This is a genomic window from Paraburkholderia sp. 31.1 (assembly GCF_014397645.1).
Taxonomy (GTDB): Bacteria; Pseudomonadota; Gammaproteobacteria; order Burkholderiales; family Burkholderiaceae; genus Paraburkholderia; species Paraburkholderia tuberum.
Genome location: NZ_VZQN01000036.1, coordinates 1 through 22,219, shown reverse-complemented (window position 1 = coordinate 22,219; position 22,219 = coordinate 1). Strand labels below are relative to the sequence as shown.

Here is a 22,219-nt window from a genome sequence, read left to right as displayed (position 1 = left end):
TTGTTGAACCACGCAGTTACCGAAGATCCGACCTGGGAGACATCTAGATAAAAATAAAAACCCTCGCGCGACGGCGAGGGTTTTTCGCTCCCGATTGCGCGGGCGGCGCGCCCAGCCCAGCGCATTTACAGCGGCTGAATGTTGGCCGCCTGCTTGCCCTTCGGGCTGGTCTTGACTTCAAAAGACACGCGCTGATTTTCCTTCAACGACTTGAAGCCCTCGCTGCGGATCTCCGAAAAGTGCGCGAACAGATCCTCGCCACCCACGTCCGACGTAATGAAGCCAAAACCCTTAGCATCGTTGAACCATTTGACGATACCAGTTTCCATTTCCTGTTTTCCTCTGTGATTTATCCAAAGCGGGCGTTGCCCTTGAATCGATCCAACCCCGATTCAATTGCCTATATCTGGTCAAGGCAGAAACAGCCAATCAAATTCGGCTTTGCCGTTATACGGGGAACAGAGAATGACCGTCAAGTAAACTTTTCATATGCGTTTAGCGTATAAAAAGATAAGACTTCAAACTACACGGATATAGGTCGGGGCGTCAAATTTACCTGAACGAAAATAATCCGAAGTCCGCAAACGGGAAAATTTGCGAAAATATGCAATACGAATGTAACAAAGTCTATCTTTGCGTAAGTGTTTGTCCGACTTGTTGCGGCGCCGCCTCACTCGCATGATGCAAGTCAGTTGTAGCGATGCGCTTCAGGAGGTTGCCATGCTGTCCAAGGAAATTCACCGTCTCTTCACCTGGCTCACTCATTCGCACGCAAAGGTCATATCAGACCAGCCCGCACAGATTGGGGATTCACGCACCGTTTTCGACTTCGATCCGATGTGGCACGGAGACCACTGGCAGAACCTGCTCTCCTCGCCAATGGATGCGCGCCGTTATGTGATGGAAGACTGGAGCGTGCCCGCGCAGGCGGACTGGGACGACGTGGAAGGTACTGCGCCCGCTCATTAGAGACATTCGCGAAACTCGTCCGCCATAAAAAAAGCGCGACTGAAAGGTCGCGCTGACAAAGGTTTGGAGATCTTTTTCGTCAACGAAAAAGTCTGCTTCGGAAAGCAGAAGTTACAGTATAGCGGTCATAGGCAAGTTCGATTATTCACATAATTAACAATCGTCTATTGCCGCCGCAACAACAATCGTTTTCCCGCATTTCTTCCCGTTGTTTTTCCGCATCGTTCGGTGTCGCGAATCAGCAACGCGCTTTAGGAAAATTCAGACGCCGAATCCGCCCAGTCGGCGCAAAGCCTTTATCCATAAGGCTCGAATGGCGATTAACGATCGTTTCTCCTCGCGTAATACTTTATTGCGCGAATCGGAACGCCAACTCCCGGAAGTGTCTCTCTACACTCTGCCTAATCGGAAACCGGCGCGGATCTGGTCAACGCGCTTCTCACGCGGATTCCGCTTCTCGCAGCGCTCGCGTGAAGGTCTCCTAAGCCAGGGTTTTATATCTCTCTCGCTCTTGGAGTTATATCAATGAAGAAGACACTCATGGTCGCTGCCCTGTCGGGCGTTTTCGTAACGGCAGCGCACGCGCAAAGTAGCGTCACCCTGTATGGCCTGATCGACGCCGGAATCACTTATACGAACAACCAGCATCCGAATCCGAGTAGTAACCAGCACGGCGCCAACGTGGCGATGACGAGCGGCTCGGTGAACGGCAGCCGTTTCGGCCTGCGTGGCGCTGAAGATCTGGGCGGCGGTCTGAAGGCCATCTTCACGTTGGAGAACGGCTTCGGCATCAATGACGGCACGCTCAAGCAGAACAGCCGTCTGTTCGGCCGTCAGGCCTTCGTCGGTCTGTCGAGCGACCAGTTCGGTGCCGTGACCCTCGGCCGTCAATACGACAGCATGGTCGACTACGTCGGACCGCTGGCACTGACCGGCACGCAGTACGGCGGCACGCAGTTCGCGCACCCGTTCGACAACGACAACTTGAATAACTCGTTCCGTATCAACAATTCGGCCAAATTCCAGAGCGCGAACTACGGCGGCTTCAAGTTTGGCGGCTTGTACGGCTTCTCGAACCAGGCTGCCGGCTTCGCCAACAACCGCGCTTACAGTGCGGGCGCGTCGTATAACTGGGGCGGCCTGAACGTTGCCGCTGCGTACATGCAACTGAACAGCAATGGCGCGAACAGCGCAGCCGCTGCGTTCAACTCGGGTGGCGCGGTGTCGGGCGACAACACGTTCTTCGCTCAGCGTCAGCAAACGTGGGGCGCAGGCGCCAACTACGCGTTCGGCCCGGCAACGGTCGGCCTCGTGTACTCGCAGACGAACCTGCATGGCTTGGCAGGTATCAGCGCGGCCGCATCGGGCATAACGAGCGGCATCGGCTTCCCGACCAACAGCGCTCAGTTCCAGAACTTTGAAGCCAACGCCCGTTACGCGCTGACGCCGGCAATCAGCATCGCTGGCGCGTACACGTACACCCGCGCCAACCTGTCGAGCTCGCACGTGCACTGGAACCAGGTCAACCTGCAAACCGCGTACGCATTGTCCAAGCGTACCGACGTGTATCTGCAAGGCGTGTATCAGGCAGCAAACGAAGACTCGATCGTTAACGCCTACATCAATGGCGTGGGCGGTGCTTCGGGCAACAACAAGCAAGTCGCTGTGACCGCAGGTCTGCGTCACCGCTTCTAAGCACTGCGCAAGGACTGGCAGTAGAGAAGGCGCCGTTCGCGGCGCCTTTTTTTATGTCCGTGCCGACGTGGGTTTTTGCCGCTTTGTGCGCAGGCCTGCGTGCGTGCACGTGAGCCCAGGTCCTCGCCAGAGGCCTAGCGGCCGCTATCAGGCAGCGGATACTTGACGTCGAGAATGTCGATCGACTGCGGACCGGCCGGCGTGAACAGCGTGACCGTATCGCCGACTTTAGCCTTTAGCAGCGCACGCGCAATGGGCGAAATCCAGCTTACGTGCCCGATGTCCAGGTCGACCTCGTCGACACCGACGATCGTGACCTGATGCTCTTCGCCGTCCTCGGTCGCATAGTCGACCGTCGCGCCGAAAAACACCTGGTCGACGTTTTCCTGCCGGCTGCTATCGACGACCTCGGCTAGATCGAGCCGCTTGGTCAGAAAACGGATGCGCCGGTCGATTTCCCGCAGACGGCGTTTGCCGTAGATGTAGTCGCCATTCTCCGAGCGGTCGCCGTTCGACGCCGCCCACGACACGAGCTTGACAACCTCGGGCCGCTCGACATCGATCAGATGCAGCAATTCATCACGCATACGCCGATGACCGGCGGGAGTCATGTAGTTTTTGGTGCCTGCGGGCACGTCGGGCTGGGCGATGTCGAGATCGTCATCGTTGTCTTCGCTCGACTCTTTGACAAAGGCCTTGTTCATAATCATCCATTAACAGCAACTAGCAACAATCTCATAAAAGGTTACACGATCGGGCCGGAGACACAAATCGCCGTGATGGGCTTCCGTTTTTCAAATCTGTTGGCTATAATCTCGTTTCTGTGTGCGGCTGTAGCTCAGTTGGATAGAGTACTTGGCTACGAACCAAGGGGTCGTGGGTTCGAATCCTGCCAGCCGCGCCACCTTATTCGAGAGCGCCCTTACAGGGAGCTCTCAGGTTTCATCAGTTTTTACAGTAAGCATCACCGTTTTGCGTGCGGCTGTAGCTCAGTTGGATAGAGTACTTGGCTACGAACCAAGGGGTCGTGGGTTCGAATCCTGCCAGCCGCACCACCTGTGAAGGGCCTTCCAACCGGAAGGCCCTTTGTTTTTTCTGGCGCACCATGCCGTGCCCGTGCGCCAGCAACTCATCGCGGCGGCGACTGGATATCCCCAATTTGCCCATCAGGGTGCGGCAAGTCCTCGACGACCCCGCCCACCGTTTGCTCGCTGATCGTGTCGGTCCGCATGCCGGTCAGTGCCTGGCGCTCGCGCAGCACGTCGTCGACGGTATCGCCGAAACGGCTCACGACAAACGCCCGCAGCAAAGCAATGCGCAGCGAGTCGCCCATTCCCTCCGAGGCTCGCTGCCCGCCCTTGAACTCAGCGACGCATACCGCGCCTTTATCGCTCTGCTCGCGCACGTCGAGCCGCATCGCGCGCTCAAGCACAACGGCAGCCGCCTCCCATGATGCGGAAGGTGTAAAACGCCCGTCCCACGGACGACCACGATCGTTGCCGCGGATCGCAACAGTCTCGCCACTATCGGTAAAGTAGATTTCGCGCACGAAATCGTGCAGGCTGCGCGCCACCCAGTAATCGAGCGCCACGCCAGCGAGGTCGGACACGTTCATCTGCGTTCCCCCTGGAGTTCAGGTGAGACCTGCCTTGAGTTGTATCCTGAGCCGCCGCACGAAAGATGCCTGACTGGCGTGAAGCGCTAGTCCAAGCCGCGCCGACGCCCAGCCGGAAGCCGTTCAGTAGTCCGCGCGCTCGCGGTCGATGCGCATGCCGCCGTCGTGGCGGTGATGCCCCTCTTCGCTCGGCCGCTCACGCGTGATGCGCATCACATCGGGATTCGTGCGCACGCGCCGCATCACATTGGCCAGATGCACCCGGTCGCTGACCTGGATCACGAAGCGCAGAATCGTGGATTCCTGCGACAGATCTTCGTCCATCGCGATATGGACGATGTTCGCGTCCGCCGATGTGATGTCGGCCGCTACGCGGGCGAACACGCCCTTGGTGTTCTTGACCAGTACCTTGACCGCGACATCGAACAGCCGCCCCGGCTGCGGCGCCCACGCGACGTCGATCCAGCGGCCCGGATCGCGCCGGTGGATACGCTGCGCGACGCGGCAGTCGGTGGTATGAATCGCCATGCCGAGACCGATGCCGATATAGCCCATGATGTCGTCGCCCGGAATCGGACGGCAACACGCGGACAGCTGCACCGACATGCCCTCGGTACCGGTGATGACGACCGGCGGCGCGTGCGGCGTCGAACCGGACTCGGAGCGCGAGCCGTCGTCGTCGGCGTCGCGCCCGCTCATCAGCACTTCGATGCGCTTGGCCATCACCGCGGCGACCCGCCGGCCGAGACCGATGTCCGCGAAAATTTCCTGACGGTTCTTGTTGCCCGTCCACTGCACGAGCTTTTCCCACGCCTCCGGCGTCACGTCCGATAGCGCAAGGCCATAGCCCTTCAACGCCTGATCGACGAGACGCTCGCCGAGCTGCACCGACTCGTTCAGACGCATCGTCTTCAGATAATGACGGATCGCCGAGCGCGCCTTGCCGCTGCGCACGAAGCCGAGCCATGCGGGGTTCGGCTTCGAATACGGCGCCGTGATGACTTCGACGATGTCGCCGCTCTTCAGCTCGGTACGCAACGGCAACAGCTCGTTGTTGATCTTCACCGCGACGCACTGGTTGCCGAGGTCGCTGTGGATCGAGTACGCGAAGTCGAGCGCGGTGGCGCCGCGCGGCAGCGCCATGATCTTCGACTTCGGCGTGAACACGTAGACCGCATCCGGGAACAGGTCGATCTTCACGTGCTCGAGGAATTCGCTCGAATCGCCCGCTTCGCTCTGAATGTCGAGCAGCGACTTCAGCCACTGGTGCGCACGCTTCTGCACGTCGTTCAGATCCGCGCTGCCGTTCTTGTACAGCCAGTGCGCGGCAACGCCCGCCTCGGCGATCTCGTGCATCTTGCGCGTGCGCACCTGAAACTCGATCGGTGCGCCGAACGGGCCGACGAGCGTGGTGTGCAGCGACTGATAGCCGTTCACCTTCGGGATCGCGATGTAATCCTTGAACTTGCCCGGAACAGGCTTGAAAAGCGCATGCAACGCGCCGATGCAGGTATAACACTCGAGCGCGCTCTCGACGACCACGCGAAAACCATACACGTCGAGCACCTGCGAAAACGACAGCTGCTTGTCGCGCATCTTCTTGTAAATGCTGAAGATGGTTTTCTCGCGACCGGTAACTTCGGCGTCGAGCTTCGCGTCCGCAATCGCGCGCTGCACCGATTCGAGAATCTTGCCGACCACCTCGCGACGATTGCCGCGCGCCGCCTTCACGGCTTTTTCGAGTGTCGCGTAACGGTGCGGGTTGAAGTTCGCGAAACTCAGGTCCTGCAGCTCGCGATAGGTATTATTCAGGCCGAGCCGGTGAGCGATCGGCGCGTAAATGTCTAGCGTTTCGCGCGCGACACGGCGACGTTTCTCCGACGGCACCGCGCCGAGCGTGCGCATGTTGTGCAGCCGGTCGGCGAGCTTCACGAGGATCACGCGCACGTCGCGCGCCATCGCGAGCAGCATCTTGCGGAAGTTCTCCGCTTGCGCTTCCTCGCGATTGCGAAACTCCATCTTGTCCAGCTTGGACAACCCGTCGACCAGTTCCGCGACCTTCGCGCCGAAGCGCTCGGCGAGCTCCGCCTTGGTCACGCCCTGGTCTTCCATCACGTCGTGCAGCAGCGCCGCCATGATCGCCTGGGCGTCGAGATTCCAGCCCGCGCAGATTTCCGCGACGGCGACCGGATGCGTGATGTAGGGCTCGCCGCTCTGGCGATACTGGCCGAGGTGGGCTTCGTCGCTGAAGTGGAACGCCGCCTTGATGTCCTTGATCTCTTCCGGCTGCAGATAGCCGGACAGCGCAGACGTCAGATTGGCGATGGAGACGACGTCATGCCGGCGCGGCTGCTCCGGCGTGGCGGTCGGCCCGAACAGATGGCGAAACGACTGCTCGAGGACCGCGTCGATGTACTTGCGTGCAGAGGACGGCGAGTCGGTGTCGTGCTCCGCTTCCGTGGCGGTGGGCGGGGTAGCACTCATGGTCGCCTCCGGTAGCGGTCAGGGTTGGACGCAGTTCTGCACGTTGAGCAATCCGGTGTGGCGAATACCGGCAAGTCGAAAACGAAAATCCGTGCGCCTTAGACCGGCACCTTCTTCAGCATTTCGACGCCGACCTGACCCGATGCGATTTCACGCAGCGCGAGGACGGTGGGCTTGTCGCGGCTTTCGATTTTCGGCGTGTGGCCTTGAGCGAGCTGACGCGCGCGATAGGTTGCGGCAAGCGCGAGTTCGAAACGGTTCGGGATCTGTTTGAGGCAGTCTTCGACGGTAATGCGGGCCATGTTGGGTTCCTTCTCAGTATGTTGCTTATTCTACCTTATGTGCTTGACACCACGCCGCGCTCACGCGTGCGGCAGGTGGATGCCGAGCTGCATGAAAAGCTGCGTGTGACGCGCGTACTGCGACGCGAAGCGCGAGCGCGTCGCGCCGACGAGGCACTGCAACTCCGCCAGCGCGCGATCGAAGTTCTCGTTGATCACGACGTACTCCGCTTCGGCCGCGTGCGCGATCTCGCCGCCCGCCGCGAGCAAGCGTCGCGTGATTACGTTCGGCTCGTCCTGGCCGCGCTTTTTCAGACGCTCTTCGAGCGCTTCGAGCGACGGCGGCAGAATGAAAATCTCCACCGCGTTGTTGAATTGCTTCTTCACCTGCTGCGCACCCTGCCAGTCGATTTCGAGCAGCACGTCATGGCCGTTTTTCATCTGCTCCTCGATCCACACGCGCGACGTGCCGTAATAGTTGCCGTGCACTTCCGCGCTTTCGAGAAACTCGCCCGCGTCGTGACGCTGCATGAAATCTTCGACGCTCGTGAAGTGATAGTGCTCGCCGTCCTGCTCCTTCGGACGCGGCGGGCGCGTCGTGTAGGAGATCGACAGACGGATCGCGTCGTCGCTCGCGAGCAGCGCGTTCACGAGCGTCGACTTGCCCGCGCCTGACGGCGCGACGACCATGAACAGGTTGCCGGGATACGCGCCGGCGTACGAATGGCGCGCCGCGCCGGTTTCGCGTGGATGGTGGTCGGTCATGATGTGTGGTGCTCCAGCCTTATTCGAGATTCTGTACCTGCTCGCGCATCTGTTCGATCAAGAGCTTCAGCGTCATCGACGAATCCGCGAGTTCCTTCGCCGCCGCCTTCGAACCGAGCGTGTTCGCTTCGCGGTTCAGCTCCTGCATCATGAAGTCGAGCCGCTTGCCGACCTTGCCGCCCTTCTCGATCACGTGACGCGTTTCGTTCAGGTGCGCGGTGAGGCGCGACAGCTCTTCGGCGATGTCGATGCGAATGCCGTACATCGTCACTTCCTGGCGAATCCGCTCGTTGATCTCTTCGCGCGATACGATCGTCACGGCCGCATCCGGCGCGGCGATGCCGAGCGCTTCCTGCAGACGCTCGACGATTTTCTGCTGATGTCGCGCAATCAGCTCGGGCACGAGCGGGGTGATCTTCACGACGATCGTCTCCATTTCGGTGACGTTGGCGAGCAGCATCGTCGCGAGTTGCGCGCCTTCGCGCGCGCGCACGTCGATCAGGTCCGCGATCGCCTGCTTGCCGCATCCGAGCACCGCTTCGCGCAGCGTCTCGGGCGCGATGCCGCTTTCGGCGAGCACGCCCGGCCAGCGCAGAATTTCGCCGGTGCGCAGACGGCCGGCTTCAGGAAACGTGCCGAGCACCGTGCGTTCCAGCTGCGCGAGTTGCGCGAGCGCGTCGCGGTTGATCGCGCCCGCGTTCGCCGACTGCTCGCTGCGCTGCAGATTCACGCGAATGTCGACCTTGCCGCGCGACAGCTTGTTCATCAGCATCTCGCGCAGCGTCGGTTCGACGACGCGCACGTCTTCCGGCATGCGGAAGTTCAGATCGAGAAAGCGCGAGTTCACCGTGCGCAATTCGACCGACACGCTGACGCCACCCGTGCCCGAGGCTGCCACGAGTTCGCGCGTGGCGCTCGCATAGCCAGTCATGCTGTAGATCATCGTATTTCTCGCGATTGCGGCCATGCGGTAGACGATGGCCTGAGAAGCGGATCGCCCGGCGTGTACGAGACGCGGGGCGGGGAATCGGCATTATCCCATTTTTGTCGCAGCCATCCGTATGGGCAACCGCCCTATCCGATCGGCGGTAAAATTAGCGTTTTTCCTCCGCCCTCCTCCAGCCCATCCCGACCCATTCCGACATGAGCAACGACACCCAACGCCCCAGCGGCCGCCAGCCCCACCAGTTGCGCGACGTGCGCATCACGCGTCACTACACGAAGCATGCGGAGGGCTCGGTGCTGGTCGAATTCGGCGACACCAAGGTGATCTGCACCGCGAGCGTCAGCGAGAGCGTACCGCCGTTTCTGCGCGATCGCGGCCAGGGCTGGCTCACCGCCGAATACGGCATGCTGCCGCGCGCCACCCATACCCGCAGCGACCGTGAAGCCGCGCGCGGCAAACAAACCGGCCGCACGCAGGAAATCCAGCGGCTGATCGGCCGCGCGCTGCGCTCGGTGTTCGATCTCGAGAAGCTCGGCGCGCGCACGCTCAATCTCGACTGCGACGTGATCCAGGCCGATGGCGGCACACGCACCGCGAGCATTACGGGCGCGTTCGTCGCCGCGCATGATGCGGTCGCCAGATTGCTTGCCACGGGCCGCATCGAAAGCTCGCCGATCCTGGATTACGTCGCCGCGATTTCGGTCGGCGTGTACGACGGCGTGCCGGTGCTCGACCTCGACTACGACGAAGACTCGCAGTGCGACACCGACATGAACGTCGTAATGACGGGGGCGGGCGGCTTCGTCGAAATTCAGGGTACCGCGGAAGGCGTGCCGTTCTCGCGCGAAGAAATGAATGCGCTGCTCGATCTCGCGAGCGACGGCATCAGCACGCTGATCGCGAAGCAGAAAGAGGCGCTGGGAGTGCAGCAGTGAATGAGGTTCGTCAGGACGGTGGCGGGAACAATGCTCACGGCGTAACGTCGGGAATGCCGCTGAAAAAGGTCGTGCTCGCGTCGAACAACGCGGGCAAGCTGCGCGAATTTGCGGCGCTGCTCGGCGCGGCCGGCATCGAGTTGATCGCGCAAGGCGAACTCAACGTGCCGGAAGCGGAAGAACCGCATCCCACCTTCGTTGAAAACGCGCTGACGAAGGCCCGTCACGCTGCGCGGCTCACCGGCCTGCCCGCGCTCGCCGACGACTCGGGCCTTTGCGTGCGCGCGCTGCGCGGCGCGCCGGGCGTCTACTCGGCCCGCTTCGCGCAACTCGCCGGCGGCGAGAAAAGCGACGCGGCGAACAACGCGCGCCTCGTCGACGAACTGCGGGACGTGAGCGACCGCCGCGGCTATTACTACTGCGTGCTCGCACTCGTGCGTCACGCGGACGATCCCGAACCGCTGATCGCCGAAGGCCGCTGGCATGGCGAAATCCTGGACGCGCCGCGCGGCGAGCATGGCTTCGGTTACGACCCGTACTTCTATCTGCCGTCGCTGAACGCGAGCGCCGCCGAACTCGAGCCGGCGGTCAAGAACGCGAGCAGCCATCGCGCGATCGCGCTGCGGCAACTGCTCGCGCGTCTGTCGGGGGAAGCGTGATTCCGATCCGATCGACGCCGGCGGACATCGGCAAGGGTGTCGTCAGTGCGTTCACGTCGCCGGGCAGCATCCGTTTGACGTCGCTGCCGCCACTTGCGCTGTACGTGCATTTCCCGTGGTGCGTGCGCAAGTGCCCCTACTGCGACTTCAATTCGCACGAGTGGAAAGGCGAGACGTTCCCGGAGAACGACTACCTCGACGCGTTGCGCGCCGACCTGGAAATGGCCTTGCCACTGATCTGGGGCCGCCAGGTGCATACGGTGTTCATCGGCGGCGGCACGCCTAGTTTGCTATCGGCGGCGGGGCTCGATCGCATGCTGTCGGATATTCGCGCGCTGCTGCCGCTCGATGCCGACGCGGAAATCACGCTCGAAGCGAACCCCGGCACGTTCGAAGCCGACAAGTTCGCGCAGTTTCGCGCGAGCGGCGTGAACCGGCTGTCGGTGGGCATCCAGAGTTTCAACGAAACGCATCTGAAGGCGCTCGGCCGCATTCACGACGCGGCGCAGGCACGCCACGCGGTCGAAGTCGCCGCGACCACGTTCGACAACTTCAACCTCGACCTGATGTTCGCGCTTCCCAGGCAAACGCTCGCCGAATGTCAGGCCGACGTGGAAACGGCGTTGTCGTTTGCCCCGCCGCATCTGTCGCTGTATCACCTGACGCTCGAACCGAACACGCTATTCGCCAGGTTTCCGCCCGCGTTGCCCGACGATGACGCGTCCGCAGACATGCAGGACTGGATTCATCAACGCACCGCCGAGGCCGGCTACGGGCGCTACGAGGTGTCCGCGTATGCGCAGCCGCATCGGCAGAGCAAACACAATCTGAACTACTGGCGCTTCGGCGACTATCTCGGCATCGGCGCGGGCGCGCATACGAAGCTGTCGTTTCCTAATCGCATCGTGCGCCAGGCGCGCTACAAACATCCGACCACGTTCATCGAGCAGGCCAGGGCTGGTGCAAGCGTGCAGGAAGAGCACGAGGTCGGGCCGCGCGATCTGCCGTTCGAGTTCATGCTGAACGCGCTGCGCCTGGTAGAAGGATTTCCGGTGCATCGGTTCATCGAGCGCACGGGCCTGTCGATCACGACGATCGAGCCGGCGTTGCAGGAAGCGGAACAGCGCAAGCTGATCACACGCGACCACGAACGGATCGCGCCGACGCCGCTCGGCCAGGCGTTCCTGAACGACTTGCAGGCGCTGTTCCTGAAAGATCCGCAGTGATGGCGGGTCAGCCGGACTCGCAGCGAGGTCTTTTCAGGTTACAATTTGCGGCTTGGAGGTGTGGCCGAGTGGTTTAAGGCACCGGTCTTGAAAACCGGCGAAGGAGCAATCCTTCCGTGAGTTCGAATCTCACCGCCTCCGCCAGGCTTTCAAGAAAAACCCCGTAAGTTCAGTGACTTACGGGCTTTTTGTTTTTCTGGCCCGAGGTGGAGCAGTTCTCCGCTCTGATAGACCAGCGGTACGGTCGCTGCCCGCGAGCATCCGCGCTACGGGCGCGAAAAGCCGCAATGTTCGTGCGGGCGCTTTTTTCCGTTTCGTCGAGAGCCGTCGAGATTTTGGGCGGTCGCCCATGTACGGACTGCCTGTCGCACAGTAATTATCTGACTGCTGTCAACTCCGGCAGCGACTTCAGATAGACCATCGACACACCCATGTCCCTGTCCGTATTTGAAATGCACTCCGTGGAGCTGTTCTGCCGGCGGCCACCGGGTGCCTGTTATGTCATCTGCGACGAATGGCACTATAAGGCGTGCCTCGGCAAGGCCGCAGACCTTCAGAGGGCCAGGGCGGAGACCCGGGAATTTCTTGCTATCGCCGCACTGAATCGCAGGAAGTGGGAGGAGGACCGGAAACTGATTAGGAATCTCATTGGCAGTCACTGGCTGTTTTTTCATGATGTACGGGACCGCAACCCTGATACCAATGGCTGGTGGGTGATCGTTGCTCTTCTCGAAGAGATTCGCCGGGGCAAACTGCTTGCCGTTAAAGGTCCGCGTAATGGCCTGTTTCCGTCACCGTACAGCAGCACGCCGTTAATGAATCCCATAGCGAGGACAGGCAGTCACCCGGACGGCGAACCCATTTTGTCCGTCCAGTATGATCCGGCCACCTGGCAAACCCGGTTGAACGCTGCGCGGGCAGCCAGGGCTGGCGATAGAGGCTCATCAACGCTGCTCGGCGACGCGCAGCCGTTTGAGTATGTGCCTGATGCGTTGAGCGGCGATGTGGTTGAACTCGCCGAGAGCACGAACAACCCAAACTACGCGGCGAAGATGCTGGGGTATGACCGCAAGACCTTCGGCAGGATGATCCATATGATGAAAGAAGACAATCGAATGCGCGGGGACGACAACGTTATTTGGCACGACGATGGGAATGTCGAGTTCAGAGGCGCGATCATCGACAACATGCATAGCTGGGCACCCTGAGAGAAACAGAGATGGCACCCGAACACAAACTCGCCCACGCAGCGTTCACGATCTATCAGGACACCGAGCCGCCCGAATTCTGGACGAACTATTTTGGCGTATCACCATCTCGCGCGGGAGCCAAAGGGCAGCCCAGGTTAATGCCGTCCGGCATGATGAGCAGCATTCCTTGGCGGCAAGGCACATGGATCGTTTCGAGCGCGGAGGCAATAATGAGCGACGATCTGACGCCTCATCTTCGCTATCTGGTGGGCCACCTCGGGCTACCCCGTGCCGATTTGCGAGAACTCATCGAGCGCACTTGCGCGCAGATGCGCTTCTTCTGCTATTGGGACAACGAGAGCGGCGACCGCGTGCCTGACGTGCCCGACGATATTCGCACCATGATGGAAGCCATGGGCGGCACGGTCGAGATCGATGAATATCGATAGAGCCTCGCTCGAATGCACAAGCCGATGCTCGGGAATTGGCTTTTTTTGCAACCCTGCAAGGCACAGCGCGAGTGTTATGGGCCGCACTTCTGAATTAATCCTCTATGCTGCAAACAGGCACGGCCCACACTTCCATCATCGGCCGGCGCTGTTCCATCAAATCGGTGCGGTGATAAGCCGCCTAAATCTTGTTCGACACGGTATGGGCAAGCGCCCGCTCGGCAAGGTCGCGCGCATAGCCCTGTTCGCTGGCCCAATCGCGGGAGCTTGAACGGAAGCCGTGCAATGTCGCCGTGCGCCCCGGCGTGTTGCTGTTCGCCTTCACAGGCTGCGCAATTGTCGATTTTGGTCTCTTCGAGGATGCGCTCGCGGATTGCGGGCGCTGCGCGCGCAGCCAGGGCTGGCAATAGAGGCGCGTCAACGCTGCTCGGCGACGAATCTAGAAAAACATCATCGGCAATATGCAGGACTATGCAAACTGATCTTCATACGATGAACGCACATCAACTCGCACATGCATCATTTTCGATAGCCGGGGATGATTTAGATCCCGAAGTCTGGACCCGATATTTCAGCGTTACACCGGATACGGCGATAGTCAAAGGGGAGCGGTTTATGACTCCGTCGGGGCGACTGAGCAGCGTTCCGGGGCGTACCGGCGTATGGGGGGTGAGAAGCAAAGCCGCCGTTCGTAGCGACTCCCTGGAACCGCATCTCCGCTATCTTATTGATCGCCTGAACTTGCCGCGAGATGACTTGCGCCAGCTACTCGCAGACAAGGGCGCACAGATGCGTTTCTTCTGTTATTGGGACAACGAGAGCGGCGACCGCGTGCCTGATGTGCCCGACGATATTCGCACCATGATGGAAACCATGGGCGGCACCGCTGAGATCGATGAATATCGATAGAGCCTCGCTCGAATTCACAAGCCGATCCTCGCGAGTCGGCTTTTTTGTGCGACCTTGTAAGGCACAGCGCGAGTGTTATGGGCCGCACTTCTGAATTAATCCTCTATGTCGCAAACATGCACGGCCCCCGTACCCACCATCACGACCTAAACCACCGCCACCGCCTCAACCTCGATCTTGAACCCATAGTGCAACTGCGGCACCGGCACCACCGCGCGCGCCGGCCTTGCCTCGCCGGCCCAGCCCGCATAGATCTGATTGAAGCTCGCCCAATGTTCGACATCGACGACATACACGCGCACCTGCACCAGTTGCGCGACGCTGCTGCCGACGCTTTCGAGCGCCGCCTTCACATTGGCCAGAACCTGTTCGGCCTGCGCGTCGAACGACGCATCGGCGAGCTTTTCGCCTTGCGCGTTGATCGGCAACTGCCCGGACACGAAGACGAAGCCATTCGCGACCGCGACATGACTGTAGTGGCCGCCGGGTTTCGCCAGCGCGGCCGGATTGTCGGTATGGGGCAAACGTGAGGCGTGCGTGCTATCGGTCATCGACCACTCCAGAAGTGAAAATCTCGGAGCGATTCATCGCCGTGCTTCATTCAGCACGAACCCGCGCACGACGCATCACGCATCACGCGTCCGCCACCTCGAGCTTTTCGCGCGCATCCGCGCAACGACGATTCAGATCGCGATGCATCAACTGGCTATCGAGCAGAGCCGATACATCCGTCAAACCGTGATCAAAGCGCAAGACGTATTCGATGTCGGTGTAATCGTAATAAGCGCCGCTGTCGGCCAGCCGTTGCGCTTCGGCGAATGCGGCAAATTGCCGTTCGCCGTTCATCAGGTCTTTGATCGCCATGAGTGCCGCTCCGAGGAACAGTGACTTCATCATAGCAATGCAAACCGCAACGCACGGTGGTGCGCGCGCAACACCAGGTGTTTTCCGGAGACGCGTCCGATGAACTCACGCGTCGGCCGATGCCCACAGCCGCAATAGCACGATCGCCATCCGGTTTTCACGCCGTTTTCACAGCGCTCGCGCAGCGCTCACCCTCGATATCCGAACAACACGCTCACACAGCCGCAACCGGCGACTTCGTCCCGTGCCAACGCATCACGAGCATGCGTCCGACAAAGCACAGACAGCCCGCCACGCCGACCACGATACCCATGCCCTTCGGCGTGCCGTCCTGCCACAGTCCGACCGCGAGGCTCGACAGTGCGCCGAGCGCGAGCTGCACCGCGCCGAACACGGCCGCCGCGGCGCCCGCGTTGGCGGGATAGCGATGCATCAGATCGGTCGTGCAGTTGGCGGACAACACGCCCACCACGCTGACGACAAAGAACAGCCCGAACACGATCGACCATAAGCCGCCCCACCCCGTCAGCGACACGACTGACACGAACAGCGACGCGACGAAGCTCACGGTCGCCGCGAACGAGATGATCGGCACCGGCCCGAGCCGGCCGACGAGCCGCGTGTTCAGGTAATTGCCGAACATGATGCCGACAATGTTCAGCGCGAACAGGAATCCATAGTGCTGCGCGGACACGTGGAAATACTCGATGTATACGAACGGCGTCGCCGTGATGTACGCGAACATCGACGCGAACGCCATGCCGCCGCACAACATGTGTCCCCACGCGACCGGATCGCGCAGCAGCGTGCCATACGCGCCGAACGACTTCAGCAGCGCCGACTGCGCGCGCATCTCGCGCGGCCACGTCTCCGGCACCTTCAGGAATGCGGTCACCGCGCACACGGAACCGAACAGCGTCAGCGCGACGAACACGGCGCGCCAGCCGCCCAGCAGCAGCAACTGTCCGCCGATCAGCGGCGCGAGCAGTGGACCGATCGCCGTGACGATCGCGATCATCGACAGGACGCGCGCCGCGTCGCCCGGCTCGTGCGCGTCGCGCGCGATCGCGCGAGCCAGCACCGACGCCGCGCCCGCGCCCAACGCCTGCACGAAGCGGAAACCCACCAGCGAGCCGATCGAGACCGACAGCGAGCAGGCGATGCTCGCGAGCGCATACATGATGATGCCGCCAAGCAGGATCGGCCGACGGCCATAGGTATCGGACAGCGGACCGTACAGCAGCATGCCGATCGAAAAGCCGAACATGAAGCTCGTCAGCGTCGATTGCGCGGCGCCCGTGCCGACCGCGAAGGCCTGCGCGATGGTCGGCAGGCTCGGCAGATACATGTCGATGGAAATCGGCCCGCACGCGGCCAGCGCGCCGAGCAACAGGATCAGCCGGCCATCGGGCCGGCGTCTGACGACGTGAGACATGGGAAATCCGGATGGAACGCCGCGCCGGCATCGGCAGCGGAACGGGTGAAGCGGGAACGGCCATCAGTTGACCGGCTCGATTGTACGCGACGGTTAATCCGCTGACGGCGCTCGTGGCCCGCTGCGTGGACGTTGCGCGACAGCGCCGCGCGGCGCAGTCAGCCTCGATCGGTTAAGCTGCCGCCAGCATGCCCAACGCGCTTCCGTATGCGCAGCTTGACGGCCCGACATAAAAGCTCGACGTCGCGCAACAGCCTTCCCCCTGATCCCGTTCGAACCCGCGATGACCGCCTTCCTGCTCATCTGGAGCCCCAAAAAATGGCCGTGGCCCGAGTTGCCCGACATCGCGAAACGCGTGGCGGCCGGCGACGCGGTGGCCGACGTGTGGGGCTGCGGCTTTGCGCGCGGCATCCTGCCCGGCGATCGCGTGTTCCTGCATCGCGTCGCGCAGGAGCCGAAGGGCATCTTCGGTTCGGGCTACGTGACGCGCGCGCCCTACGAAGTCCCCGACGCGTCGACCAAACGCGGCTACCGGCTGTGCATCGATTTCGTCTACGACTGGCTCGTCGATGCGCATCACGCGCCGGTCATCACGCGCGATCAGCTGCGTGTGCATCCGCTCTCGGTGCAGACGTGGGATGCGCAAAGCTCGGGCACGATCATCAAGCCGATCGCCGAAGGCGCGCTGGAGAAGCGCTGGGCCGAATTGACCGGCAGGCGCAAGCCGCCGACGATACCCGCACCGGGCAGCCAGGCGAAACACGCGCCGCCGTGACCGCCCGCCCGCACAGCCCGCCGGCGCCGACTCCGGTACAATTTCTCGATCCATCCCAGCATCGCGCGAAGTGTCCGCGGGAATCGTCCGAGGCCCTTTGCGCCGCTGCGCAACCCCTGTTCCCTATTCCACCCATCGCCATGTCCAGAAACGAAACCCTCTTCGAACGCGCGCAACGCACGATCCCCGGCGGCGTGAATTCGCCGGTGCGCGCTTTCCGTTCCGTCGGCGGCACACCGCGTTTCATCGAGCGCGCGCAAGGCCCGTACTTCTGGGACGCGGACGGCCAGCGCTATACCGACTACATCGGCTCGTGGGGCCCCATGATCCTCGGCCACGTTCATCCCGAAGTGCTGGAAGCCGTGCAGCGCGCGCTCGTGAATGGCTTTTCGTTCGGCGCGCCGACCGAGTCGGAAGTCGAGATCGCCGAGGAAATCTGCAAGCTGGTGCCGTCGATCGAACAGGTGCGCATGGTGTCGAGCGGCACCGAGGCGACGATGAGCGCGCTGCGTCTCGCGCGCGGCTTCACGAACCGCAGCCGCATCGTCAAGTTCGAAGGCTGCTATCACGGCCACGCGGACAGCCTGCTCGTGAAGGCCGGCTCGGGCCTCCTGACCTTCGGCAATCCGACCTCGGCGGGCGTGCCGGTCGATATCGCGAAGCACACCACCGTGCTCGAATACAACAACGTCGCCGAGCTCGAAGAAGCGTTCAAGGCGTTCGGCAACGAGATCGCCTCGGTGATCGTCGAGCCGGTCGCTGGCAACATGAACCTCGTGCGCGCGACCCCTGAATTCCTGCAGGCGCTGCGGCGCCTGTGCACCGAGTACGGCGTGGTGCTGATTTTCGACGAAGTGATGTGCGGCTTTCGCGTCGCGCTCGGCGGCGCGCAGCAACTCTACGGCATCACGCCGGACCTCACCTGTCTCGGCAAGGTAATCGGCGGCGGCATGCCGGCGGCGGCGTTCGGCGGCCGGCGCGACATCATGGCTCACCTCGCGCCGCTCGGCGGCGTCTATCAGGCGGGCACGCTGTCGGGCAATCCGATCGCGGTCGCGGCCGGCCTGAAGACGCTGCAGCTGATCCAGGCGCCCGGCTTCTACGACACGCTCGCCGCGCGCACCACGCGTCTCGCGCAAGGGCTCGCGCGGGCGGCACGCGAAGCGGACGTGCCGTTCGCGGCCGATGCGCTCGGCGGCATGTTCGGCATCTACTTTCGCGAATCGATCCCGACGAGCTTCGCCGACGTCACGAAGAGCGATGTGCCGCGCTTCAACGCGTTCTTCCACAAGATGCTCGACGCGGGCGTGTACTTCGCGCCGTCGGCGTATGAGGCCGGCTTCGTGTCGAGCGCGCACGACGACGCGGTGATCGACGCGACGATCGACGCCGCGCGCGGCGCGTTCGCAGCGTTGAAAGGCTGAAGCCGGGCCCGAAGCAAAGGCCGCAACTCGCACGACCCAGACACCGCACCACTACGGACACCGATGTTCTCGCAAACCGATTTCGTCCACATGGAACGCGCGCTCGCGCTCGCGAAGCGCGGCATGTACACGGCCGACCCGAATCCGCGGGTCGGTTGCGTGCTCGTCAGAAACGGCGAGGTGATCGGCGAAGGCTTCACGCAGCCGGCCGGCCAGGATCACGCCGAAATTCGCGCGCTGAAGGACGCGCGCTCGCGCGGCCACGACCTGCGCGGCGCGACCGCCTACGTGACGCTCGAACCGTGCAGCCATTTCGGCCGCACGCCGCCGTGCGCGAACGCGCTGATCGAAGCGCAGATCGGCCGCGTGATCGCGGCGATGGAAGATCCCAACCCGCAGGTCTCCGGCCGCGGTCTCGCGATGCTGCGCGAAGCCGGTATCGAAGTGCGCTGCGGGCTGCTCGCGAACGAAGCGCGGGAGCTGAACATCGGCTTCGTGTCGCGCATGACGCGCGGCCGTCCGTGGGTGCGCATGAAAGTGGCAGCGTCGCTCGATGGCCGCACCGGCTTGCCGTCGGGTGAGAGCCAGTGGATCACGAGCGCGGCCGCGCGGGCCGACGGTCATGCGTGGCGTGCGCGCGCGTCGGCGATCCTGACCGGCATCGGCACTGTGCGCGAGGACAATCCGCGCATGACCGTGCGCGCGGTCGATACACCGCGCCAACCGCACCGCGTGCTGATCGACAGCCAGCTCGACGTGCCGCTCGACGCGCTGATCCTGGCCGGCGCGCCGACGCTGATCTTCTGCGGCGAGCTCGACGCGCGTCTCGAAGAACGCGCGAGCGCGCTGCGCGAGCGCGGCGCCGAGATCGTGCCGCTGCCGAACGCGTTCGGCAAGGTGGATCTCCCGCGCATGCTGAGCGTGCTCGGCGAGCGTCACGTCAACGAGCTGCACGTCGAAGCCGGCTACAAGCTGAACGGTTCGCTGTTGCGCGAAGGCTGCGTCGATGAACTGCTGGTCTATCTCGCGCCGAGCCTGCTCGGCGTGGACTCGATGAGCATGTTCAATCTGGACGCGCCCGACCAGCTCGAAGACCGCGTGAAGCTGAATTTCCACACGGTCGAGCGGATCGGCGACGATCTGCGGATCCTCGCGCGTTTCGCGCCGACAGCCTTACCCGGGACCGACACCGTGTCTCCCACCGTTTCGAAATGATCAAGGACTAGCACGATGTTTACAGGAATCGTCGCGGCAGTGGGCCGCATCGAATCAGTCAAGCCGCTCGGCACGGGCGGCGACGCGGGCGTGCGCCTGAACGTCGAGGCGGGCGGGCTCGACCTCGCCGATGTGCAGCTCGGCGACAGCATCACGATCCAGGGCGCCTGCATGACGGTGGTCGCGAAGACCGCTCATTCGTTCGAGGTCGACGTGTCGCGCGAGAGCCTGAACCGCACGGCCGGTCTCGGCGAAACCGGCGAGGTCAATCTCGAGAAAGCGCTGCGCGCGCATGACCGGCTCGGAGGACATATCGTGTCCGGACACGTCGACGGACTCGGTGTCGTCACGCGTTTCGCCCCGATCGGCGAATCGCACGAGCTGCGCATTCTCGCGCCGCGCGACATCGGTCGTTATCTCGCGTACAAGGGATCGATTACGGTCAATGGCGTGAGCCTGACCGTGAACTCCGTCGTTGATCGCGACGACGGCTGCGAGTTTTCGATCAATCTGATTCCGCATACCGTGCAGGTGACGGCGCTCAAGCATCTGCACGACGGGGTAAAAGTGAATCTGGAGATCGATCTGATTGCGCGGTATGTGGAGCGAATGCTCACTTCGACCCAGGATGGCCCTAAGCCATTGAAATGATTTGTTTTTTGACGATTCGGCTGTCTACCACCGTCTCGTCAGAACCACCCAAATCTACCATTACATGACGGTATACTTGACGGTATACCGTCGATTTCGGCGACAAGTATACCGTCACGCATCCAAGAATCAGCCGCTTCAACACATCGGAATTGGCGGCCTCCCGCGCCAGCATTGGGATTGACGGCAATCGACAAAGACTACTTAGCCGCGCCGCTCGCCCTGCCTCGCTAGAGGCAAGGCGCTTTTTAATCGAAAGACGAGGTTGGATTGACCGAATATGTCGTCGTAGACAAATCGTACCTTCAGGGCGCACCGAGGATCGCGATAGCTGAGATTGCTTCTGTTCACGGCCTGTTGATGAGCGAGGCATTGCTGTACGAGCTCGTCAAAGCGGAAAGCATAGACAGGGCTAAATGGTTCTCTAAATTCCCCGACAAGGCTCGGCCTTTCGAACTGGTGCCAAATCCCGGCACGCTTTTCCGGACAGAAATCTCTGAAAACCGACCTTGCGGATTGCCAAGCAGGTATGTTCGTCACATCGATCACAGCTATACGAAGCTTTATTGTGATCCAAAATATGCGATTACTGGAAAGCTCGCCGATGTACTCGACGACAAGAGGAATGATATCCAAGAAGACGTTGATTTCCTTGTCGGCATGGTCAGTGATATACCCAAGCTCTTTCCTCAACTGGAATCAGCGCGCCCAGCGGATCGTCAAACCCTTTATGAAAGCGCGGAACTGAAGATTTGTAACGACGTCGACTTCGTGCGGGTGCACGCCACGGAGCTAGTCTTACACTCACCATACCACGCCGGAGAATCGCTTCCGGCTATTGACAAAACGTGGATCACATTCAGGTGGTTCCAGGTCAACATGCTGTTTGCCCTTGACCTGTGGTTCAAATATCCTCAGGGCGTGGCTTGTGTCGGAGGAGAGAAACTTAAGGAGCGGCTGAGGCACGATGCGCTCGATGCACAGTATCTGATTCTCGGACTACTAGAAGGTGCATTCGCGAGCAACGAGAAGAAACTTTGCAGATGGTGGAGCATGTTGAAACCGGAAGGCAAACTGTATAGCGTATAGTCACAGCGCGAAATGCCATGCGGCGCCTGCGCGACCAGCCTTCAGCTACGCGCGGGCAACATAAAACGCCTTAGGCTTCGACCGAATCTGAGTCTTCAGGCGCAAGCTTGCACACGGGATGTCCGAAGACGTACCTATGTACTGACCGAACGTCCTCCGACGCGCCGTCTCCGCAACAAAGGTAATCGACCGCCAAACAGCACCATCACGCATACTGCTTAGTCGCCGATCTGCCCACCCGTGTCAACGTGACCGATTTTTTGCATGACGACATTAATTGCTTGGATCTCCTACAGCGACACGGGTGAGTCACCACATCTACCCCGCGCGATGTACGTGGCTAGCGATAGCCGAATTACCTGGGGCTCCGCTGCCAGGGGATGGGAAGCTGGCCGGAAAATTTTCATGCCGCTAACAGAGCCACATATCTTTGGATACTGTGGGGACGTGGTGTTTCCCAGCCTCGCTCTAGGTCAAATAGTATCAGCCATCGATTACGGGATTCTGTTTCCCCTTCCCCCCGCGTCACAATGGTTGTCGCCTGGATAAAATTGGAATCTGGGGGCGATAAAGAGAGAACAAGTTGGCGCGTTACGGAAAGACATTCAAGGACAGAGCGGTGGCGCGGTTGCTGCCGCCGGAG

Annotated in this window: 24 protein-coding genes and 3 tRNA genes; 16 read left to right on the top strand and 11 right to left on the bottom strand. The window is 61.6% G+C overall.

Annotated elements, in window-relative coordinates; translation table 11 throughout:
• Positions 1-125: 125 nt before the first annotated feature.
• Complete coding sequence (locus tag F6X37_RS25505; protein ID WP_090801445.1) at positions 126-329, bottom strand: cold-shock protein; 204 nt, start codon at positions 327-329, stop codon at positions 126-128.
• A 391-nt stretch (positions 330-720) separates the two neighbouring features.
• Here F6X37_RS25505 and F6X37_RS25500 point away from each other — a divergent pair, with 391 nt between their 5' ends.
• Together F6X37_RS25500 and F6X37_RS25495 are read left to right on the top strand one after the other, a co-directional pair.
• A complete protein-coding gene (locus F6X37_RS25500; protein ID WP_184058062.1) occupies positions 721-969 on the top strand; it encodes a hypothetical protein in 249 nt (82 codons plus the stop codon).
• Between the two features lie 525 nt (positions 970-1,494).
• Positions 1,495-2,664, top strand: a complete 1,170-nt coding sequence (locus F6X37_RS25495) for a porin (RefSeq protein WP_090801447.1) — start codon at positions 1,495-1,497, stop codon at positions 2,662-2,664.
• Between the two features lie 134 nt (positions 2,665-2,798).
• Here F6X37_RS25495 and greB read toward each other — a convergent pair whose 3' ends face one another.
• Entirely contained in the window at positions 2,799-3,368 is a 570-nt protein-coding gene (gene greB, locus F6X37_RS25490; protein WP_184053119.1) for a transcription elongation factor GreB, read from the bottom strand.
• Between the two features lie 123 nt (positions 3,369-3,491).
• On the opposite strand from greB, the gene F6X37_RS25485 reads away from it, so the two are divergent.
• Both F6X37_RS25485 and F6X37_RS25480 read left to right on the top strand, forming a co-directional pair.
• A tRNA-Arg gene (locus F6X37_RS25485) sits at positions 3,492-3,568 on the top strand.
• A gap of 74 nt (positions 3,569-3,642) precedes the next feature.
• Positions 3,643-3,719: transfer RNA gene (locus F6X37_RS25480), tRNA-Arg, on the top strand.
• Positions 3,720-3,793: 74 nt separating this feature from the next.
• Here the strand turns inward: F6X37_RS25480 and F6X37_RS25475 are convergent.
• The 5 genes from F6X37_RS25475 to F6X37_RS25455 all read right to left on the bottom strand — a co-directional run bounded on the left by F6X37_RS25475 (position 3,794) and on the right by F6X37_RS25455 (position 8,752).
• Positions 3,794-4,279: a phage protein NinX family protein gene (locus tag F6X37_RS25475; RefSeq protein WP_187613211.1), complete on the bottom strand. Its 486-nt coding sequence runs from the start codon at positions 4,277-4,279 to the stop codon at positions 3,794-3,796.
• Positions 4,280-4,402: 123 nt separating this feature from the next.
• Positions 4,403-6,763: a RelA/SpoT family protein gene (locus F6X37_RS25470; RefSeq protein ID WP_090801451.1), complete on the bottom strand. Its 2,361-nt coding sequence runs from the start codon at positions 6,761-6,763 to the stop codon at positions 4,403-4,405.
• 98 nt (positions 6,764-6,861) lie between these two features.
• Complete coding sequence (gene rpoZ / locus F6X37_RS25465; RefSeq protein ID WP_008921215.1) at positions 6,862-7,065, bottom strand: DNA-directed RNA polymerase subunit omega; 204 nt, start codon at positions 7,063-7,065, stop codon at positions 6,862-6,864.
• Positions 7,066-7,125: 60 nt separating this feature from the next.
• On the bottom strand, positions 7,126-7,809 hold the full coding sequence (gene gmk / locus F6X37_RS25460; protein WP_090801453.1) for a guanylate kinase: 684 nt from the start codon (positions 7,807-7,809) through the stop codon (positions 7,126-7,128).
• A gap of 19 nt (positions 7,810-7,828) precedes the next feature.
• Positions 7,829-8,752, bottom strand: coding sequence for a YicC/YloC family endoribonuclease (locus F6X37_RS25455; RefSeq protein WP_090801455.1), 924 nt, complete (start codon positions 8,750-8,752; stop codon positions 7,829-7,831).
• 200 nt (positions 8,753-8,952) lie between these two features.
• Here F6X37_RS25455 and rph point away from each other — a divergent pair, with 200 nt between their 5' ends.
• From rph to F6X37_RS25425, 6 genes are all read left to right on the top strand, one after another.
• Positions 8,953-9,690: a ribonuclease PH gene (rph, locus tag F6X37_RS25450; RefSeq protein ID WP_090801456.1), complete on the top strand. Its 738-nt coding sequence runs from the start codon at positions 8,953-8,955 to the stop codon at positions 9,688-9,690.
• Positions 9,687-10,349, top strand: a complete 663-nt coding sequence (gene rdgB / locus F6X37_RS25445; protein WP_090801458.1) for an RdgB/HAM1 family non-canonical purine NTP pyrophosphatase — start codon at positions 9,687-9,689, stop codon at positions 10,347-10,349. Before rph ends, rdgB begins: the two co-directional genes overlap by 4 nt.
• Entirely contained in the window at positions 10,346-11,575 is a 1,230-nt protein-coding gene (gene hemW, locus F6X37_RS25440) for a radical SAM family heme chaperone HemW (protein WP_187613210.1), read from the top strand. The genes rdgB and hemW overlap by 4 nt, the downstream gene beginning before the upstream one ends.
• Before the next feature lie 54 nt (positions 11,576-11,629).
• Positions 11,630-11,719 (top strand) — tRNA-Ser (locus F6X37_RS25435).
• Between the two features lie 287 nt (positions 11,720-12,006).
• The gene (locus F6X37_RS25430) at positions 12,007-12,783 is read left to right on the top strand and encodes a hypothetical protein (protein WP_187613209.1); all 777 of its coding nucleotides are present in this window, start codon (positions 12,007-12,009) and stop codon (positions 12,781-12,783) included.
• 11 nt (positions 12,784-12,794) lie between these two features.
• Positions 12,795-13,214 (top strand): DUF4279 domain-containing protein, encoded by a 420-nt coding sequence (locus F6X37_RS25425; RefSeq protein ID WP_090801462.1) that lies wholly within the window; start codon positions 12,795-12,797, stop codon positions 13,212-13,214.
• Positions 13,215-13,395: 181 nt separating this feature from the next.
• Here F6X37_RS25425 and F6X37_RS25420 read toward each other — a convergent pair whose 3' ends face one another.
• Complete coding sequence (locus F6X37_RS25420; protein WP_222944933.1) at positions 13,396-13,635, bottom strand: hypothetical protein; 240 nt, start codon at positions 13,633-13,635, stop codon at positions 13,396-13,398.
• A gap of 50 nt (positions 13,636-13,685) precedes the next feature.
• Here F6X37_RS25420 and F6X37_RS25415 point away from each other — a divergent pair, with 50 nt between their 5' ends.
• The gene (locus F6X37_RS25415; RefSeq protein WP_244144925.1) at positions 13,686-14,123 is read left to right on the top strand and encodes a DUF4279 domain-containing protein; all 438 of its coding nucleotides are present in this window, start codon (positions 13,686-13,688) and stop codon (positions 14,121-14,123) included.
• Positions 14,124-14,269: 146 nt separating this feature from the next.
• On the opposite strand, the gene F6X37_RS25410 is transcribed toward F6X37_RS25415, so the two are convergent.
• The 3 genes from F6X37_RS25410 to F6X37_RS25400 form a co-directional block, all read right to left on the bottom strand.
• Positions 14,270-14,674 (bottom strand): RidA family protein, encoded by a 405-nt coding sequence (locus tag F6X37_RS25410; RefSeq protein WP_090801464.1) that lies wholly within the window; start codon positions 14,672-14,674, stop codon positions 14,270-14,272.
• 82 nt (positions 14,675-14,756) lie between these two features.
• Positions 14,757-14,987 (bottom strand): hypothetical protein, encoded by a 231-nt coding sequence (locus tag F6X37_RS25405; RefSeq protein ID WP_187613208.1) that lies wholly within the window; start codon positions 14,985-14,987, stop codon positions 14,757-14,759.
• A 214-nt stretch (positions 14,988-15,201) separates the two neighbouring features.
• Positions 15,202-16,422, bottom strand: coding sequence for a Bcr/CflA family multidrug efflux MFS transporter (locus F6X37_RS25400; protein ID WP_090801465.1), 1,221 nt, complete (start codon positions 16,420-16,422; stop codon positions 15,202-15,204).
• A 283-nt stretch (positions 16,423-16,705) separates the two neighbouring features.
• Between F6X37_RS25400 and F6X37_RS25395 the strand changes: the two genes are divergently transcribed.
• The 5 genes from F6X37_RS25395 to F6X37_RS25375 all read left to right on the top strand — a co-directional run bounded on the left by F6X37_RS25395 (position 16,706) and on the right by F6X37_RS25375 (position 21,576).
• Positions 16,706-17,197 (top strand): hypothetical protein, encoded by a 492-nt coding sequence (locus F6X37_RS25395; protein WP_187613207.1) that lies wholly within the window; start codon positions 16,706-16,708, stop codon positions 17,195-17,197.
• 140 nt (positions 17,198-17,337) lie between these two features.
• Positions 17,338-18,621 carry a glutamate-1-semialdehyde 2,1-aminomutase gene (hemL, locus tag F6X37_RS25390; RefSeq protein WP_187613206.1) on the top strand — a complete coding sequence of 428 codons (1,284 nt, stop codon included), beginning with the start codon at positions 17,338-17,340 and terminating at the stop codon, positions 18,619-18,621.
• Positions 18,622-18,684: 63 nt separating this feature from the next.
• Positions 18,685-19,836 carry a bifunctional diaminohydroxyphosphoribosylaminopyrimidine deaminase/5-amino-6-(5-phosphoribosylamino)uracil reductase RibD gene (gene ribD / locus F6X37_RS25385; RefSeq protein WP_090801471.1) on the top strand — a complete coding sequence of 384 codons (1,152 nt, stop codon included), beginning with the start codon at positions 18,685-18,687 and terminating at the stop codon, positions 19,834-19,836.
• A gap of 15 nt (positions 19,837-19,851) precedes the next feature.
• The gene (locus tag F6X37_RS25380) at positions 19,852-20,487 is read left to right on the top strand and encodes a riboflavin synthase (RefSeq protein WP_187613205.1); all 636 of its coding nucleotides are present in this window, start codon (positions 19,852-19,854) and stop codon (positions 20,485-20,487) included.
• 270 nt (positions 20,488-20,757) lie between these two features.
• Positions 20,758-21,576 (top strand): hypothetical protein, encoded by an 819-nt coding sequence (locus F6X37_RS25375; RefSeq protein ID WP_187613204.1) that lies wholly within the window; start codon positions 20,758-20,760, stop codon positions 21,574-21,576.
• Positions 21,577-22,219 lie beyond the last annotated feature (643 nt).